This is a genomic window from Curtobacterium sp. MCLR17_036, assembly GCF_003234445.2.
In the GTDB taxonomy this organism is placed as follows: domain Bacteria; phylum Actinomycetota; class Actinomycetes; order Actinomycetales; family Microbacteriaceae; genus Curtobacterium.
Window position 1 is genome coordinate 3,529,158 of the sequence record NZ_CP126269.1, and the last position, 15,578, is coordinate 3,544,735.

Genomic DNA, 15,578 nt, shown 5'->3' on the forward strand with positions numbered 1-15,578 from the left:
CCTGTTCCGTCAGCTGTGCAGTCCGAAGAAGATCTCGGAGTTCTGCGGCGTGAAGTCCGAGACGCCGTACGCGACGGCCTGGTCGTCCTGGTCGAAGACCGTCGAGGCGACCCGCAGGAGCTTCTCGCCGTGGTCGACCATCAGGGCGTCGGACGTGGGGCCGTCCGCGGCGCTCACCGAGACGAGCAGGTCGTTCCGGACGAGCGTCACGCCGTAGGCCTCGCGCAGGAAGCCGTACAGCGACCCGTCGGTGAAGTCGGTCGTCGCCGCCAGGGGGAATCGCTCGACCGGCAGGTAGGTGGTGACGCGGTGGTGCAGGGTGCCGTTGACGAACCGGAGCCGGACGAGCTCCACGACGCGGTCGGCGGAGGACACGTCGAGGCGCGCGCCGACCGTCTCGCCGGCGACGACGACGTCGTGCCGGAGCACCTGGCTCGAGACGGCGAAGCCCTCTTCCGTCTGCTGCACGTAGAAGCCCTTCACCTCGTCGGCGAAGCGCTCCCGGTAGTGGGTGCGGAACTGCGGCTCGGTGACGAAGGTGCCGCGGCCCTGTTCGCGCACGAGGTGCCCGTCCGCGATGAGCCCGTCGACCGCGTGCCGCAGGGTGATCCGGCTGACCCCGTACTCCTCGCAGAGCACCGGTTCGGGTGCGAGTCGGGTGCCCGGCGCGAGCTTGACGATGCGCGAGAGCAGGTGCTCGCGGACGGCCACGTACTTGCTCGTCCCGCTGATCGTGCGCACGGGTTCCTCCACGTCGTTGTGTGGCTCGCGGTGCGGGCCAGGGGTGGACCGTCAATTCGTCATGACGACTTGACGTCTGAGACGTTACCCCTCGCCGACCGGGATCGCAAAACGACGGCGATTGGTCTTGATTCGTCATGACGTCATGATCCATGTCCTACCGTCGAGATCGTCCCACCACGCCCCGATGAAGGAGTACGCATGACCACGGACGTCGGCAGGAACGCCATCGACACCGCCCGGATGCTCGCGATCGACGCCGTCGAGGCGGCCGGGTCGGGCCACCCCGGCACCGCCGCGGCACTCGCCCCCGTCGCCCACCTGCTGTTCCAGGAGCACATCCGGCACGACCCCGCGTCGCCGGAGTGGCCGGGGCGCGACCGCTTCGTGCTCTCGTGCGGGCACGCGAGCATCCTGCTCTACGCGCAGCTGTTCCTGACCGGCTACGGCCTGACCGTCGACGACCTGCGCGCGTTCCGCTCGGCGGGCTCACGGACGCCGGGGCACCCCGAGTTCGGGCACACCCCCGGGGTCGAGACCACGACCGGCCCCCTCGGCCAGGGCCTCGCCACCGCGGTCGGCATGGCGATGGCGCTCAAGCGGGACCGGGCACGCCTGGACCCCGACTCCCCCGCCGGCACGTCGCCCTTCGACCAGCGCGTCTGGGTGCTCGCGTCCGACGGCGACCTGCAGGAGGGCATCTCCTACGAGGCCGGCGCCCTGGCCGGCCGGCACGGACTCGGCAACCTCACCGTCGTGTACGACGACAACGACATCCAGATCGAGGGCAGCACCACCCTGACCTCGTCCGAGGACACCGGCGCCCGCTTCGCCGCCCAGGGGTGGCGCGTCGACCACGTCGCCACCACCCCCGACGGCGACGTCGACCTGGCGACCCTGCACCGCGTGCTCTCCGGCGAGCGCGACGACCGGCCGCACCTCGTCGTGCTCGCCTCGCAGATCGCCTGGCCGGCACCGAACGCCACCGGCACCGCCGCGTCGCACGGCGCCCCGCTCGGCGCCGCCGAGACCGCCGCCACCCGCGCGGCGCTCGGCATCGACCGCGAACCGTTCGACGTGCCCGCCGAGGTCCTCGCACACACCCGCCGCGCGCTCGACCGGGGCGAGGCGCTCCGCACCGCGTGGGACACCGCGTTCGCGGCCTGGACCGACGCGCACCCGCAGGCGGCGTCCGAGCACGCACGTGCCGCACGGGGCGAGCTGCCCGCCGGGCTGACCACGGGCCTCCCGACCTTCGAACCCGGCACGCAACTGGCGACCCGCGATGCCTCCGGCCGGGTCATCCAGGCGCTCGCCGAGCGGATGCCCGAGCTCTGGGGCGGCTCCGCCGACCTCGCCGAGCCGAACCGCACCGCCATCGTCGACGGCGGCTCGTTCCTGCCGTCGTCGCCGACCGGCCGGAACGTGCACTGGGGCGTGCGCGAGCACGCCATGGCCGCCGCGATGAACGGCATCACCCTCGCCGGCGGGTCGCGCTTCTTCGCCGGCACCTTCCTGGTCTTCAGCGACTACCAGCGCCCCGCGATCCGCCTCGCCGCCCTCATGCAGCTCCCCGTCACGTACGTGTGGTCGCACGACTCGGTGGCGCTCGGCGCGGACGGTCCGACGCACCAGCCGATCGAGCACCTGGCGAGCCTGCGTGCGATGCCCGGCTTCGCCGTGGTCCGGCCGGCGGACGGCAACGAGACCGTCGCGGCCTGGGCGGCGGTCCTCGAACGGCGTGCACCCGCCGGGCTCGTGCTCGCCCGCCAGCCGCTGCCCGTCGCCGACACCCCGGTCGACGCGGTGCGGGAGGGCGTCGCCCGCGGCGCGTACGTCGTCCGCGACACCGACGGCGAGCCCTACGTCGTCGTGGTGGCGACCGGCAGCGAGGTCGCCCTCGCCCTGCAGGCCGCCGAGCAGGTGCCGGACCTGGCCGTCCGGGTCGTGTCGATGCCCTGCCGCGAGTGGTTCGAGGCCGGGGACGCCGACCACCGCGAGCGCGTCCTGCCCCGCTCCGTGCGCGCCCGGGTCGTCGTCGAGGCGGCGTCGCCCTTCGGCTGGGAGGGCATCGCCGGCCCGGACGGCGTCGTGGTCGGCATCGACGAGTTCGGCGTCTCCGCGCCGGCGGCCGACGCGCTCGAGGCGCGCGGCATGACCGTGGAACGCGTCGTCGAGGCGCTCCGCACCGTGGCCGCGCGCGTCTGACGGGACGGGCGCCTCGGGCCGCGCGGGCCGTGCGGGCTGCGCGGGCCGCGCGGGCCGCGCGGGCCGTGTCGGCCGTGCGGGCCGTGACGCCGCTCGAGTGAGCAGAAGACGTCGAGTGCGAGGTCCGCACCCGACGTCTTCTGCTCACCGAGTGCTCGTCGCGTCACCCGTTCTCGGGCACCGGCTCGTCGCGCACCGCCGCCACCGCCTCGATCTCGACGAGTTGGTCGTCGTACCCGAGCACGGTGACGCCGAACAAGGTGCTCGGCACGTCGTGGGCCCCGAACGCGTCACGCACGACCTCCCACGCCGCGACCAGGTCGTCCTGCCGCGACGACGCCACGAGCACGCGCGTGCTGACGACGTCCTCGAGCGTCGCCCCCGCGGCGTGCAGCGCCTGGGTCAGCGTCTCGACGCACTTCGCCGCCTGACCGCGGTGGTCGCCGACCGCGGCCGTCGTCCCGTCGGGTTCGAGCGGGCACGCCCCGGCGAGGAACACGAAGCGGGCATCGGCCGGCACGGTCGCCGCGTACGCGTACTCGGCGATGTCGCTCAGGGTCCCGGAACGGATGAGTCGGACGGCACTGGCCATGCCGTCATCCTGCCAGCAGCCAGTCGTCGAAGCGGGGACCGACCACCTCGGTCCCGGGAGCGGGCAGCAGGGCGCCGTCCCGGAAGGCCCGGCCCGTCCGACCCGGGATCCACAGCGGGACCGGGCGCACCCCCTGGTCGGGCAGTGCGGTCGTCATCGACCAGAGCGTCGTCCGCTCCGGGCCCGCCACCTCGACGGCCGGCCCACCGCGGTCGCCGACCACGACGTCCGCGACCACCGCGGCGACGGCGTCGAGGGCGACCGGCGCGATCGTCATGCCCGGCACGAGCGCGACGGGACCGACCCGCAGGCGCTCGAGGTTCTGCCGGGCGAACTCGAACCACTGCGTCGACCGCACGACGGTCAGCCGCCCGCCGGATCTCCAAGCCGCGCTCTCCTGCGCGGTCTTGCCGGCGAAGTAGCCGTAGCCCTGCACCTCCGGCCGCGTGCAGCCCAGGATCGAGAGCAGGACGTGCCGTGCGCCGGTCCGGGCCGTGGCGGCGGCGATCGCCCCGGTCGACCCGGTGAAGAACGCCGTGGCCCGTCGGCGGCTCGTCGTGAACCGTCCGGTCGCCTCGACCACCACGTCGGCGTCCGCCAACGCGGCGGTCGCGTCGTCACGGAGCACGTCGAACCCCGTCGACCGCGACCGCTGCGTCACGGAGCACCCGCGTTGCCGGACCGCCCGCACGATCGCGTCGCCCGAGATCCCGCCACCCACCACTGCCACCCGCATGTCCCCCACCGTTCCTCTACGTCTGTAGAGGACACTACGCTGACAGCGGCGGGAAGGCGAGCATGGGACGACGCGAGGACCTGGCGGACGCGGGCGTCCGGCTCACCGCACGGGGCGGTGCCCGGGCGCTCACCCACCGTGCCGTCGACGCCGAAGCCGGTCTGCCGCCGGGGTCGACCACCTACTACGCGCGGACGCGGCGCGAGCTGACCGCCCTCGTGGTCGACCGCATCACGGCGCAGCTCGCCGACGACCTGTCGGGCCTCCGCCTGCCCGAGCACCTCGACGACGCGGCGGTGGTCGGGGTCGCGATCGGGTTCCTCGACGGGTTGGCCGCGCGCCGGGACGCCCAGGCCGCACGCTTCGCCCTGCTGCTCGAACTGCGCGACGACCCGGACCTGCGCGCACCACTGACCGGAGCGGCACCGGTCCGCGTCGGCCTCGTCGACACCGCCCGCGTGCTGCTCGAGGCGGTCGGGGCCGAGGACCCGGCGGGCACGGCCGTCGACCTCGTCGGGGTCGTCGACGCGCTCCTGCTCTACCGCGTGGCCGAGGCGGGTCCGCTCGACCCGGCGGCCGTGCTGACCGCGTACCTGGCGGGGGTACGGCGGCGGTCGTGATCGCCGACGGGCTGGCGCCCCGAGGGGACGACGCCTACCGTGGATGCGATGTGGTGGTGGATCCTGACCGGAGCGGTGCTCGTGGGACTCGTCGCGTTGTGGCTCGTGATGCACCGGTACACGGACCTCGGCGCGCGCTCACGGCGCTTCGACGGGTCCGAACCAGAGATCGCCGAGGCGCTCCGGCAGGCGGAGGCCGATGCAGCGCGCGGCCGGATGTACCCGTGATGGTCGCGGTCGTCAGACGGGGCTGAGCGGCACGCGCTCCCCGGTCGGCAGCTCGACGCGGACGGTGTCGCCCGCCCGGATCGTCCCACCGGTGACGACGACGGCCATGACACCACCCTTGCGCTCGACCGTGCCGTCGTCCGCGCGGCCGAGGACCGCGCGCAGCAGCCCCGGCTCGAAGCCGTTGATCTGCTGGCACGGGTTGCGGAGCCCGGTGACGCGGACGCAGGCCTCTGCTCCCAGGTGCAGCAGGGTGTCCGTCGGCAACGCGAGCAGGTCGACCCCGCGGGTCGTGACGTTCTCGCCCATCTGGCCCGGCGCGACGGCGAACCCGGCGTCGGCGACCTCGTCGAAGAGCTCGGCGTGCAGCAGGTGCACCTGCCGCAGGTTCGGCTGGGACGGGTCGCGGGCCACGCGGGACCGGTGCTGCACCGTCGTGCCGGCGTGGGCGTCGCCCTCGACGCCCCACCCCTCGACCAGGGTGATCGCGTCGACGACGGGCTTGCTGAAGTGGTGGCCGCCGTCGGTGCTGACGGCGACGACGACGGATTCGGTGGTCACGAGTCGAGTCTGGCGCGGAGTCCGGCTCGGCACCAGTGGCGGCCGCCGACACGGCCTCGTAGTGTTTGAGCACACCTGTACTCAAACACTCGGGGGAACCAGTGACACTCGTCGCCGTCATCGTCTGCGAGGTCGCGTTCTGGATCGCGATCGTCGGGGGTCTCGTCGCGCGGTACCTGCTGCGCCGACCACGCCTCGGGGCCGCCCTGCTCGTCACCGCGCCCGCCGTCGACGTCGTCCTGCTCGCCCTGGTCACGCTCGACCTGCTCCGCGGTGCGACGGCGAGCTGGCACCACGGGCTCGCCGCCGTGTACATCGGGATGTCGGTCGCCTACGGTCACCGGATGATCGCGTGGGCGGACGTCCGCTTCGAGCACCGCTTCGCCGGTGGTCCGGCACCGCTCCGCCTGTCGGGTCGGCGGCACACCGCGCGCTGCTGGGGCGACGTCCTGCGCACCGGCCTCGCCGTCCTCATCGCCGGGGGCATCATCGGCGCACTCGTCGCCGTGGTCGGCGACCCGGAGCGCACCGCCGAGTTCCAGGGCACCCTCGGGCTGCTCGCCGTGGTCTTCGGCATCGAGGTCCTCTGGGCGGTCAGCTACACGATCTGGCCGCGCAAGCCCACCGCGTCGTCGACCGACCCCGCCGTAGGCTGACCGGGTGCCACGCCGTGTCGACCTCGAGGAACGGGGCGCCGTGGTCACCGCGGCCTGTCTCCGCATCCTCGAGCGCGACGGGTTGGCATCGCTGTCCGTGCGCAACGCCGCCGACGAGGCCGGGATCGCCGCCGCGTCGCTCCGCCGGCTCTTCCCCACCCAGCACGCGCTCCGCGAGCACTGCCTGACGATCATCGAGGCCCGCGTCACCGCGCGGCTCGCGGCGCTGCGGTCGACCGGGCGCGAGCTCGCGGTGGAGACGCTCGCCCAGGTCCTGCCGCTCGACGCCGAGCGCACGACCGAGGTCCTGGCGCAGGTGCAGCTCGGCGTCCTGTCGCGCACCGACGAGCACCTGGCACGCAGCGCCCGGCGACTGAACGCCGGGGTCGGCCTGGTCTGCGCACGCGCGCTCGACGCCCTGGCGGAGGCCGGCGCCCTCGACCCCGCGCGCGACCGGGCGGACGAGACCGACCGGCTGCACGCGGTGGTCGACGGCCTCGCGGTCGAGCACACCTGGGACCCGACGGCGAGGTCGGCCGAGCGCGTGCTGGCACTGGTCGGACTGCACCTGGACGGCCTGCGCGGCCCGCGCGGCTGACGGCCCCGGTCGGGCGCCGCGCTCGGCGTGCGCGGTCCCGCCCGCCGCGGACCGCTTGCGTACTCCCGCCATTCGCCGTCGACACCCCGCCGTTCGGCGCCGTCCGGATCCGCCGGTCCCGGCCCCGTGGGTACGCTCGCGACCGCACCGCTCCCGACCCCAGGAGGCACCCGTCGTGGCACCCATCCGGTTCAGCACCGCTCGCGACGCCGAGGAGTGGGACGCGCTCGTCGCGCTGAGCCCTGGCGCCACCGGCTTCCACGACTGGTCCTGGCTGCAGCTGCAGGCCGACGTCTTCGGGTGGCGGTTCGAACCCCTCGTCGTCTCGGACGGGGACGAGCCGGTCGGGGTCTTCCCGGTGCTCCTGCGGTCCGGGTGGACGCGTCGACCGGCGGAGCCGCCCTTCCCGTTCGTCGGACCGCTCGTGCCCCCGGCGCTCCTGACGAGCACCCTCCGGGCGTTCCGGCGCTGGCAGGTCGGTCACGCCGTCCCGGTGGCGCGGTTCGACCTCGGGCCGGCGGTCGTCGCGGCCGCGGGCGTCGACCTGGCCCGCGCCGGGGTCGAGCAGACGCCTGACCGGACGTACGTCGTCGACCTCGTCGGCTCGTCGCCCGAGCAGATCGTCGCCTCGATGAAGAAGGGCGCCCGGTACTCGCTCCGCGCCGCGGGTCGCAACGCCGTCGAGGTCCGTCCCGCGCTCCCGGGCGAGCTCACCGCGTTGCTGCCGCAGGTCCTGGGCGAGTCGTACCGCAGCCGTGGCGTGCCCTCGCCCTACCCGGAGGAGATCGGCGCACGGGTCGAACGCTGGGCGGCCGGCCGCGACGACGTCCTCGTCACCACGGCGGTCGTCGCCGGGGAGCCGGGCGGCGTGATCGTGGCACTGGCGAGCCACCCGGTCGTGACCGGGTGGGCCGGCGGCACCCTCCGTGCACACCGCGCGGCGAACCCGAGCACCGCGCTCTTCCACGACCTGCTCGTGTGGTCGCTGCGCCGGGGGCACACGGCCGTCGACCTCGTCGGGCACGTCGACGACGGGATCGCCCGGTTCAAGACGTCCCTCGGCGCGACCGAGCGGGCGTTCGTGAACGTGGTCTCGTCGCCCCTGCCGCGGGTGGTCCGGACCGCCGCGGCCGCGGTGCGCGTGGGCGGCGCTCGGTAGCGGGCCCCGGAAGCGGGCCCGACCGGTTCGTCACGACGCCGCCCGGGCAGGACAGCGGTCGAGCCGACGCCAGGACGGACGGGAGGCGCGGTGCCAGCCGACACCACGCCTCCCGTCCGTCCGTGGTCGCCTCAGCGACCCTCGGTCGTCTCCGATCCGTCGTGAGCCGTCTCGGTGTCGAGCCGCGCGTCGAGCGCGGGGTCCGGCGAGACGGCCGCCGTGTGCACGGGCGGGTCCGGTTCGAGCGCGACGTCCGGTCGCGCGTCGCGCGAGGATGCCGTGCGGTCGTGGCGCAGCCGCTCGCGGAGGACACGCCACGGCTTGCCGAGGCCGGTCTGGATGCCGCGTTCCGCGCGGGCGTCGACCTCGAGTCCGTAGTACTCGCCGACGCGTTCGAGCAGGAGCGCGCGCTCCGCGCGGTCGTAGGCGCGCCGCTCACGGGTGAAGGCGATGATCGTCGACCAGCAGGTCAGCAGGAGCACGACGCTGAAGGGCAGGGCCGTGGTGATGGCCGCGGTCTTCAGGGCGTTGAGTCCACCGGTGAGCAGCAGCGCGACCGCGAGCAGGGCCGAGACCCCGGCGAAGAACACGCGGAGCCAGTTCTTCGGCTCGATGTCCCCTCCGGAGGCGATCATCGCCATGACGAGCGAGCCCGAGTCCGACGACGTCACGAAGAACACGCCGATGAGCAGGATCGCCCCGAAGGTGAGCACGATGCCGGCGGGCAGGTCGCCGAGCAGGGTGAACAGCGAACCCTCGACGTCGACGGTGCCGTCGGAGCCGACGAGGCCGCCGGACCCCTCCATCTGGCGGTGGATCGCGGCGCCACCGAGGACCGAGAACCAGAGCAGCGTGAGCGCCGTCGGCACGAGCAGGACGCCGAACACGAACTGGCGGACCGTGCGGCCCTTCGAGATGCGGGCGATGAAGATGCCGACGAACGGCGCCCACGACATCCACCAGCCCCAGTAGAACGTGGTCCAGGCGCCCTGCCACTCCTCGCCGGCCGCACCCTGCTGCGCCGTGACGTTGAAGGACATGCCGACGAGGTTCTGCAGGTAGGCACCGGTCGACTGCACGAAGTCGCGCAGCAGGTACTGGGTGGGGCCGACGATGAGGATGAACAGCAGCAGCGCGGCCGCCAGGATCAGGTTGAAGTTGGACAGGATCTTCATGCCCTTGGTGACACCCGTCACCAGGGACACGATCGTCAGGGCCGTGATGACGGCGATGATGGCGATCTGGCTGACCGTGCTGCTCTCGGCGATGCCGGCGCTCTCGAGGCCGGCACCGATCTGGATGACGCCGAGGCCGAGCGAGGTCGCGACGCCGAACAGCGTGCCGATGAGGGCGATCACGTCGATGACGTTGCCCCAGCCGCCCTTGACGCGGGAGCCGAGCAGTGGTTCGAGTGCCCAGCGGATGGACACCGGGCGTCCGCGGCGGTGGATCGCGTAGGCGAGCGCCAGGCCGAGCACGACGTAGATGGCCCACGCGTGCAGGCCCCAGTGCAGGAACGTCTGGGTCATCGCCTGCTGGGCCAGGGACTGCTCGTCGCCGGTGACACCGGGGCGGGGCGAGGCGAAGTGGCTGAGCGGCTCGGAGACGCCGTAGAAGACGAGGCCGATGCCCATGCCGGCGGCGAAGAGCAGGGCGAACCAGGAGCCGGTCGAGAACTCCGGCTCGTCCTTGTCCTTGCCGAGCTTGATGTCGCCGAACCGGCTGAAGCCGACGAAGACCGAGAAGCCGACGAAGAACGCGGCGATGAGCACGTAGTACCAGCTGAAGTTGCGGACGATGCCGCTCTGCAGCGCCGAGAACGTCGCCTCGGCGGACGCGGGCGCGATGAGCGTCCACGCCACGAACCCGAGGACGACGACGGCGGCAGGCCAGAACACCCAGGTCTTGAGTCGCGGGGAGGTGGTGACCGGGGTACCGAGGCGTTCGGTACCGTCTGCGGTCAGGGGAGCGGGTGGGTCTGTCGTTGCCATGTCATCCATGGTGCCTGGGATCGTCGCTGTGCGCCCACTCAGACGAAGTAGCGCAACCACAGGTAGGGGAAGCAGAGGCCGACCGTGACCGCGGTCACGATCAGGCCGTACTTCGTGAACTCCCAGAACGAGATCGCGTGCCCGTTGCGCTTCGCGATGCCGGTCATGACGACGTTCGCGCTGGCGCCGACCGCCGTCAGGTTGCCGCCGAGGTCCGCGCCGAGGGCGAGCGCCCACCAGAGCGGACGGGCGTCGCCGCCGCCGGACTGCACGATGTCGGCGGTGAGCGGCGCCATCGTCGCGACGAACGGGATGTTGTCGACGATGCCGGAGAAGACCGCCGACCCGAACAGCAGCACACCGCTCGCGGCGAAGTAGTGGTCGCCGACGGCACCCTTCGCCGCCTGCCCGATGGTCTCGATGACGCCGAGGTTCACCAGCGAGCCGACCATGATGAAGAGCCCGGCGAAGAACAGCAGCGTCTCCCACTCGACGTCGCCGAACACCCGCTTCGGCTCGAGCCGGGCCAGGAGCACGAGCAGCCCGGCGCCGAGCAGCGCGACGATGGCCGGCTCGAGCCCGGTGAAGGTCGACGTGACGAAGCCGACGAGCACGAGGCCGACGACGACGAGGGACTTCACGAGCAGGCCACGGTCGCGGATCGCCTCGCGCTCGTCCAGTGCCATCACCCGCTCGGCACGCTCGGCGTCGAAGGCGAACGTGCCGCGGAACAGGACGCGGCAGAGCCCGATGAGCACCGCGACGAGCACGACGATGATCGGCGCCAGCTCGGTGATGAAGTCGTTGAACCCGATGCCGCCGCGACTGCCGATGATGAGGTTCGGCGGGTCGCCGATGAGCGTCGCGGTCCCGCCGATGTTCGACGCGAACACCTCGGCGAGCAGGTACGGCACGGGCGACTTGCCGAGCCGCTGCGCGACGAGCAGGGACACCGGGGCGATGAGCAGGATCGTCGTGACGTTGTCGAGGAACGCGGAGAGCACCGCGGTGATCACGACGAGCATCACCATGATCCGGAACGGACGCCCCTTCGCGATCTTCGACGACCAGATGGCCAGGTACTCGAAGAGCCCGGTCTGCCGCAGGATGCCGACGATGATCATCATGCCGAGCAGCAGGAACACGACGTTCCAGTCGATGCCCGTCTCCTCGGAGAAGAAGACGGCGGCGTCGTCGGTGGCACCGATGAGCACCATGAGGGCAGCGCCGCCGAGCGCCACGAGGACCCGTGGGAGCTTCTCGGTGGCGATGAAGACGTAGGCGACGACGAAGACCGCGATCGCCAGGACGACCTGGACGCTCACGCGGTCGGCCGTCCGTCCCAGTGCGCGACGAGGGCGTCGAGGAGCCCGGGCAGCGTGACGAACGCCGGCTCGGACCGCGACGGGTCGTGCACGAGCGCGACCTGGGTGCGCGCGTCGACCATGCGGGCGGCCATCTCGACCGGGCCGGCGTCGGCCGGCACGACGAGCACCGAACGGACGGCGACGTCGGACGAGTCCACCAGGTCGCCGATCGTCCGGCCCTCGAGCCCCTGGCGCAGGTCCTCGAGTCCCACGTCACCGACGGTGTTCGTGAGCGACAGGTCGTCGAGCAGGTACCCGGGCAGCATGTAGCGGACGACGTCGACGCTCGAGACGACCGCGGACGGGTGCCCGTCGGCCTCGGCGACGACGAGGCCCACGAGGTCCTGCTCGGCGATGAGCCGCACGGCGTCGAGGGCGAGGGTCGAGCGGTCCACGACGACGAGTGTCGTGGCGATGTCGGAGGCGTGCACGGTGGAGCTCCTGCTCAGAAGTCGCGGGCCGAGGAACGGGGACTGCCGGGGGCGACCCGACCGAGGTGCACCCGTCGCACGAGCCGGATCACCGGTCGGACGAGCAGCTGCACGCTGCCGATCAGGAACAGCCAGGTCCCCGCGGTGGTCGTCGACTCCGAGAAGAACAGGATGCTGCCGACGATGAACCAGAGCGCCACCATGATGTCGTTGACGATGCTGATGGTCTCGTAGACGCCGCGGATGCGGAGTTCCTCCGGACCGACCTGCAGGGTGAGGTCGTGGTGCGCACCGCTCATCAGTGCATCCAACCAGCGTGCGGGGGCCGCGTCCGGGCCCCGTCCCCCACCGCGCCGGGACCTGTCCGCTCACTCCGGCACGGCCGCCGCGAGACGTGCACGCAGCCCGGCGACGACCTCGTCGAGGTGACCGCGCCGGTCCGGCGGCGCGACGGCGTCGAGCCTGCCGGCCAGGTGCAGCGCCGAACGGAGCACGATGGGGTGCTCCGCGCCGTACACGACGACCCCTTCGTACAGCGAGTCGACGAGCTCCTCGAGCGGCGGCCAGTGCACCGTGAGCCGCACCCGACCGGCGTCGCCGCGGTACCCGGTCACCGGAGCGGCGTCGCGCCACGCCGGGACGAGTGCCGTCGCCGACAGGTCGAGCGCGCTCACCGCCGTGTACGGGTCGTTCGACCCGCTGGCCAGACCGCGCACGGCGATCTCGACGAGCTGCTGCAGGGCGAAGCGCACGTCCTGCACGGGCGTCCGGGCGGTCCCGATCGTGACCGCACCGCGGAGTGCGGCGACCGCCCGTTCGTCGACCACGACGGACGCCGGACCGGGTCCCGCGCCGCTGCCGGCGTGCACCACGACCAGGACGTCCCCGGCGATCACGTGGTCGCCGGGCATCGCCCGCAGGTCGACCAGGCGGTCGGTGTCGTCCGCCCAGGCGACCAGCCGGTCCCAGCCGACGGACTGCACGTAACCGTCCCGGTCCGCGACGACGGGCACACCCTGCTCGGGCGCCGGTGCGACCGGGTCGCCGACCACGACGTCGTCGTGCTCGGCGTCGTCGTGCTCGGCGTCGCGGTCGCGGTACGCCTCGTGCACCGCGCCGACCAGGTCGACCTGCACCCGCTTCTGCAACGAGGTGATCTGCACGCTCGTGGCGATGTGGTGGATGAAGAAGACGAGCACCCCGACGTCGAGCACGCCGACCAGGACCGCGACGTGCACCGCGATGACGGGGACGAACGCCGAGCCGTCGTCGACGTCCGTGTGCACCGACCGGAGCACCACGATCGCGTAGAGGAAGGTCGCGGTGAACGCGGCGAGGACCGCCTGGTTCGCCCGGTCCGCCATGAAGTTCCGCACGAGCCGCGGGCCGTACGTCGACGACGTGGTGGCGAGCACCGAGATCGTGATCGAGAACGAGGTGCCGGCGACGGTCAGCATCGACGAACCGATCGTCGTCAGGATCGAGCGCCCGCCGCTGGCACTGAGGGCGTCGAGGAAGCCGATCTGCACGCCCGATGCCTGCACCGCACGGTCGACGCCGACGAGCGACTCGGCGACCACGACCGCCAGCACCCCGGCGAGCGCCGGCAGGAACCAGAACGACTCGCGGATCTGCAGGGTCACGGCCCGCAGGGCGCCGGTCGGCGACGACCGCGTCACCGATCAGCCTGTTCGCGACTCGACCGGTCGGGTTCGTCGGCCGAGTCCCGGCGTCGGTCGCCCACCAGCTCGGCGGAGCGCACGAGCCGCAGCGCCGTGACGAGCACGAGCCCGCCGAGCACGTTGAACAGCAGGGTGTACCCGAACCACCCTGCCCACTGCCCGAGCGAGACGTCGGCACCCGCCTGGATCGCCCCGAAGACGAGCAACGAGTCGAGGATCGAGTGGAACAGCTGCAGGCCGGACAGGGCGAACCCGCCGACCACGGCGGCGACGATCTTCGCCGGGTCCGAATCGGTGCCCTGCTGCATCCTGGTCACGAGGGTGATCGTGCTGCCGCCGAGGACCGCGAGCATGGCGGTCTGCAGGCCGAACGGTGCGTCGACGTAGTGCCGTCCGCTCTCGATGAGCACCGTGTGCCACTGGGGGAACGCCTGCACGACGATCCACATGAACAGCCACCCGCCGGCCAGGTTGGCCAGGAGCGTGCCGACCCAGAGCCGCACCAGTTGCAGGGGCGTGCCCTGCCGGGCGACGAGCGCGGTGATCGGCAGCAGGAAGTTCTCGGTGAAGAGCTCGCTGTGCGCGAGGTACAGGGCGACGAGGCCGATGCTGAAGGCCAGTCCGGCGAGCAGGTGGTCGTCGGTCTGGTGCAGCACGGCCAAGTACGCCATCACGCCGAGACCGATCTCGAGCCCCCCGGCGAACCCGGTGGTCAGGACGACGCGGATCGAGCGTTGCAGCCGCTCGGCGCCCTCCTCGACGATCGCGTCGAAGGACTCGTGGATCTCGTCCTCCACCGGGGCATCGCTGTCGCCCAGCTCGCGGCGTCGGTCATCGCTCATCACCCGAACGTACCGACGCGTGCAGGGGGCGCCCGGAGGAACGCGGACGCGACCAGGGGGCGGACGGGAGGCGCGGCTCGGCCCCGCCACGGGCCTCCCGTCCGACCGTGGTGACGACCAGGGCACGTGGCGCGCCCGTCAGGTCGCGGCGGTCCCGCGGTCGGGCACGAAGCGCGGGACGAGTCGGACCAGCACGACCACGGCCACGAGCTCGACGAGGGTCTGCGTCACCACGACCACGGGTGCGGACGACAGCGGCGGCGGCAGCGCCAGCGCGATCGGCAGCACCACGAGGGAGTTGCGGGTCACCCCGCTGAACACCAGCGCGCGGGTCCCCGGCACGTCGAGGCGGGCGAGGCGCCCGGCGGCGATGCCGAGCGGGACCATGACCACGACGAACGCGACGAAGACGGCCGCCACGGTGAGCAGCCCGGGCACCGACCCGCCGACCGTCCGGACCTGCGACGCGACGACGGCGAACAGGGTCGCCATGAGCAACGGGACCATCGCGCCGGCGGCGGCACGCTCGACGAGCACGCCGGCACGTCGGTGCCGCGCCCACCACTGCACCAGGGCTGCCGCGACCATCGGGGCGGCGATGAGCACCAGGAAGGCGCGGACGAACGGCTCGACCCGCACGGCGGCGAGCGCCTCCGGACCGGCGGACAGCAGCAGGAAGAGCGGCAGGAGCAGGACCTGCGCCAGCATCGTCAGCGGTGCGACGGCGAGGAGCCGGTCGGCTGCGCCCCCGGCGAGACCGGCGAACACGACGACGTAGTCGATGCAGGGTGCCAGCAGGACGAGCAGCACGCCGACGAGCAGTGCCGGTTGGTCGGCGACGACGCGCGACAGCAGGAAGGCGACCACCGGGACGACGACGAAGCCGAGCACGCCGACCGCGACGAGGAACCTGCCGTCGCGCAGTGACCGCCCGATGCCGACGAACGGAACGCCGAGGAAGGTCGCCAGGAGCAGCACGGCGAGCACCGGTTCGATCGCCGCGTCGAGGTGCCCCGCACCGGGCAACAGGGTGCCGACGACCGCCGCGACGGCGATGGTCGTCAGGTACAGCGCGACCTGGCGCCGCTCGAGCCAGGCCACCACCGTCAGCGCCGTGCGCGGGCGAGCAGCGCGACGGCGACGAGCCCCGCGACGACCGCAGCGAT

Annotated in this window: 17 protein-coding genes; 6 read left to right on the forward strand and 11 right to left on the reverse strand. The window is 72.8% G+C overall.

Annotated elements, in window-relative coordinates:
• Positions 1–9: 9 nt before the first annotated feature.
• On the reverse strand, positions 10–741 hold the full coding sequence (locus DEI99_RS16675) for a GntR family transcriptional regulator (RefSeq protein WP_139196379.1): 732 nt from the start codon (positions 739–741) through the stop codon (positions 10–12).
• Positions 742–942: 201 nt separating this feature from the next.
• Here DEI99_RS16675 and tkt point away from each other — a divergent pair, with 201 nt between their 5' ends.
• Entirely contained in the window at positions 943–2,949 is a 2,007-nt protein-coding gene (tkt, locus tag DEI99_RS16680) for a transketolase (RefSeq protein WP_111040415.1), read from the forward strand.
• 163 nt (positions 2,950–3,112) lie between these two features.
• Here tkt and DEI99_RS16685 read toward each other — a convergent pair whose 3' ends face one another.
• Complete coding sequence (locus tag DEI99_RS16685; RefSeq protein WP_111040416.1) at positions 3,113–3,541, reverse strand: RidA family protein; 429 nt, start codon at positions 3,539–3,541, stop codon at positions 3,113–3,115.
• A gap of 4 nt (positions 3,542–3,545) precedes the next feature.
• Positions 3,546–4,277, reverse strand: coding sequence for an SDR family oxidoreductase (locus tag DEI99_RS16690; protein ID WP_111040417.1), 732 nt, complete (start codon positions 4,275–4,277; stop codon positions 3,546–3,548).
• A gap of 62 nt (positions 4,278–4,339) precedes the next feature.
• On the opposite strand from DEI99_RS16690, the gene DEI99_RS16695 reads away from it, so the two are divergent.
• Both DEI99_RS16695 and DEI99_RS16700 read left to right on the forward strand, forming a co-directional pair.
• Positions 4,340–4,897, forward strand: coding sequence for a TetR/AcrR family transcriptional regulator (locus DEI99_RS16695; protein ID WP_111040418.1), 558 nt, complete (start codon positions 4,340–4,342; stop codon positions 4,895–4,897).
• A gap of 48 nt (positions 4,898–4,945) precedes the next feature.
• Complete coding sequence (locus tag DEI99_RS16700) at positions 4,946–5,125, forward strand: hypothetical protein (RefSeq protein ID WP_111040419.1); 180 nt, start codon at positions 4,946–4,948, stop codon at positions 5,123–5,125.
• A gap of 12 nt (positions 5,126–5,137) precedes the next feature.
• On the opposite strand, the gene DEI99_RS16705 is transcribed toward DEI99_RS16700, so the two are convergent.
• A complete protein-coding gene (locus DEI99_RS16705) occupies positions 5,138–5,686 on the reverse strand; it encodes an MOSC domain-containing protein (RefSeq protein ID WP_111040420.1) in 549 nt (182 codons plus the stop codon).
• Between the two features lie 101 nt (positions 5,687–5,787).
• Between DEI99_RS16705 and DEI99_RS16710 the strand changes: the two genes are divergently transcribed.
• From DEI99_RS16710 to DEI99_RS16720, 3 genes are all read left to right on the forward strand, one after another.
• Positions 5,788–6,342, forward strand: a complete 555-nt coding sequence (locus DEI99_RS16710; protein ID WP_111040421.1) for a hypothetical protein — start codon at positions 5,788–5,790, stop codon at positions 6,340–6,342.
• 4 nt (positions 6,343–6,346) lie between these two features.
• Positions 6,347–6,940: a TetR family transcriptional regulator C-terminal domain-containing protein gene (locus tag DEI99_RS16715; protein ID WP_111040422.1), complete on the forward strand. Its 594-nt coding sequence runs from the start codon at positions 6,347–6,349 to the stop codon at positions 6,938–6,940.
• 175 nt (positions 6,941–7,115) lie between these two features.
• Positions 7,116–8,099 carry a GNAT family N-acetyltransferase gene (locus DEI99_RS16720; protein ID WP_111040423.1) on the forward strand — a complete coding sequence of 328 codons (984 nt, stop codon included), beginning with the start codon at positions 7,116–7,118 and terminating at the stop codon, positions 8,097–8,099.
• Between the two features lie 131 nt (positions 8,100–8,230).
• Here DEI99_RS16720 and DEI99_RS16725 read toward each other — a convergent pair whose 3' ends face one another.
• The 7 genes from DEI99_RS16725 to DEI99_RS16755 all read right to left on the reverse strand — a co-directional run bounded on the left by DEI99_RS16725 (position 8,231) and on the right by DEI99_RS16755 (position 15,513).
• Positions 8,231–10,090 carry a BCCT family transporter gene (locus DEI99_RS16725; RefSeq protein WP_258369139.1) on the reverse strand — a complete coding sequence of 620 codons (1,860 nt, stop codon included), beginning with the start codon at positions 10,088–10,090 and terminating at the stop codon, positions 8,231–8,233.
• A gap of 38 nt (positions 10,091–10,128) precedes the next feature.
• The gene (locus DEI99_RS16730; protein ID WP_111040424.1) at positions 10,129–11,415 is read right to left on the reverse strand and encodes an ArsB/NhaD family transporter; all 1,287 of its coding nucleotides are present in this window, start codon (positions 11,413–11,415) and stop codon (positions 10,129–10,131) included.
• On the reverse strand, positions 11,412–11,888 hold the full coding sequence (locus DEI99_RS16735; protein ID WP_111040425.1) for a CBS domain-containing protein: 477 nt from the start codon (positions 11,886–11,888) through the stop codon (positions 11,412–11,414). The genes DEI99_RS16730 and DEI99_RS16735 overlap by 4 nt, the downstream gene beginning before the upstream one ends.
• Positions 11,889–11,902: 14 nt before the next feature.
• Positions 11,903–12,187 carry a YrhK family protein gene (locus DEI99_RS16740; protein ID WP_111040426.1) on the reverse strand — a complete coding sequence of 95 codons (285 nt, stop codon included), beginning with the start codon at positions 12,185–12,187 and terminating at the stop codon, positions 11,903–11,905.
• Positions 12,188–12,256: 69 nt separating this feature from the next.
• Positions 12,257–13,567, reverse strand: coding sequence for a DUF2254 domain-containing protein (locus tag DEI99_RS16745; protein WP_111040427.1), 1,311 nt, complete (start codon positions 13,565–13,567; stop codon positions 12,257–12,259).
• Complete coding sequence (locus tag DEI99_RS16750) at positions 13,564–14,412, reverse strand: formate/nitrite transporter family protein (protein ID WP_111040428.1); 849 nt, start codon at positions 14,410–14,412, stop codon at positions 13,564–13,566. The genes DEI99_RS16745 and DEI99_RS16750 overlap by 4 nt, the downstream gene beginning before the upstream one ends.
• A gap of 138 nt (positions 14,413–14,550) precedes the next feature.
• A complete protein-coding gene (locus DEI99_RS16755) occupies positions 14,551–15,513 on the reverse strand; it encodes an arsenic resistance protein (RefSeq protein ID WP_284180892.1) in 963 nt (320 codons plus the stop codon).
• Positions 15,514–15,578 lie beyond the last annotated feature (65 nt).

Excerpts from the sequence above, each read along its gene's own strand:
- tkt (WP_111040415.1), top strand. The coding sequence starts at position 943 with ATGACCACGGACGTCGGCAGGAACGCCATCGACACCGCCCGGATGCTC.
- DEI99_RS16685 (WP_111040416.1), bottom strand. The coding sequence starts at position 3,541 with ATGGCCAGTGCCGTCCGACTCATCCGTTCCGGGACCCTGAGCGACATC.
- DEI99_RS16690 (WP_111040417.1), bottom strand. The coding sequence starts at position 4,277 with ATGCGGGTGGCAGTGGTGGGTGGCGGGATCTCGGGCGACGCGATCGTG.
- DEI99_RS16695 (WP_111040418.1), top strand. The coding sequence starts at position 4,340 with ATGGGACGACGCGAGGACCTGGCGGACGCGGGCGTCCGGCTCACCGCA.
- DEI99_RS16700 (WP_111040419.1), top strand. The coding sequence starts at position 4,946 with ATGTGGTGGTGGATCCTGACCGGAGCGGTGCTCGTGGGACTCGTCGCG.
- DEI99_RS16725 (WP_258369139.1), bottom strand. The coding sequence starts at position 10,090 with ATGGCAACGACAGACCCACCCGCTCCCCTGACCGCAGACGGTACCGAA.
- DEI99_RS16740 (WP_111040426.1), bottom strand. The coding sequence starts at position 12,187 with ATGAGCGGTGCGCACCACGACCTCACCCTGCAGGTCGGTCCGGAGGAA.
- DEI99_RS16750 (WP_111040428.1), bottom strand. The coding sequence starts at position 14,412 with ATGAGCGATGACCGACGCCGCGAGCTGGGCGACAGCGATGCCCCGGTG.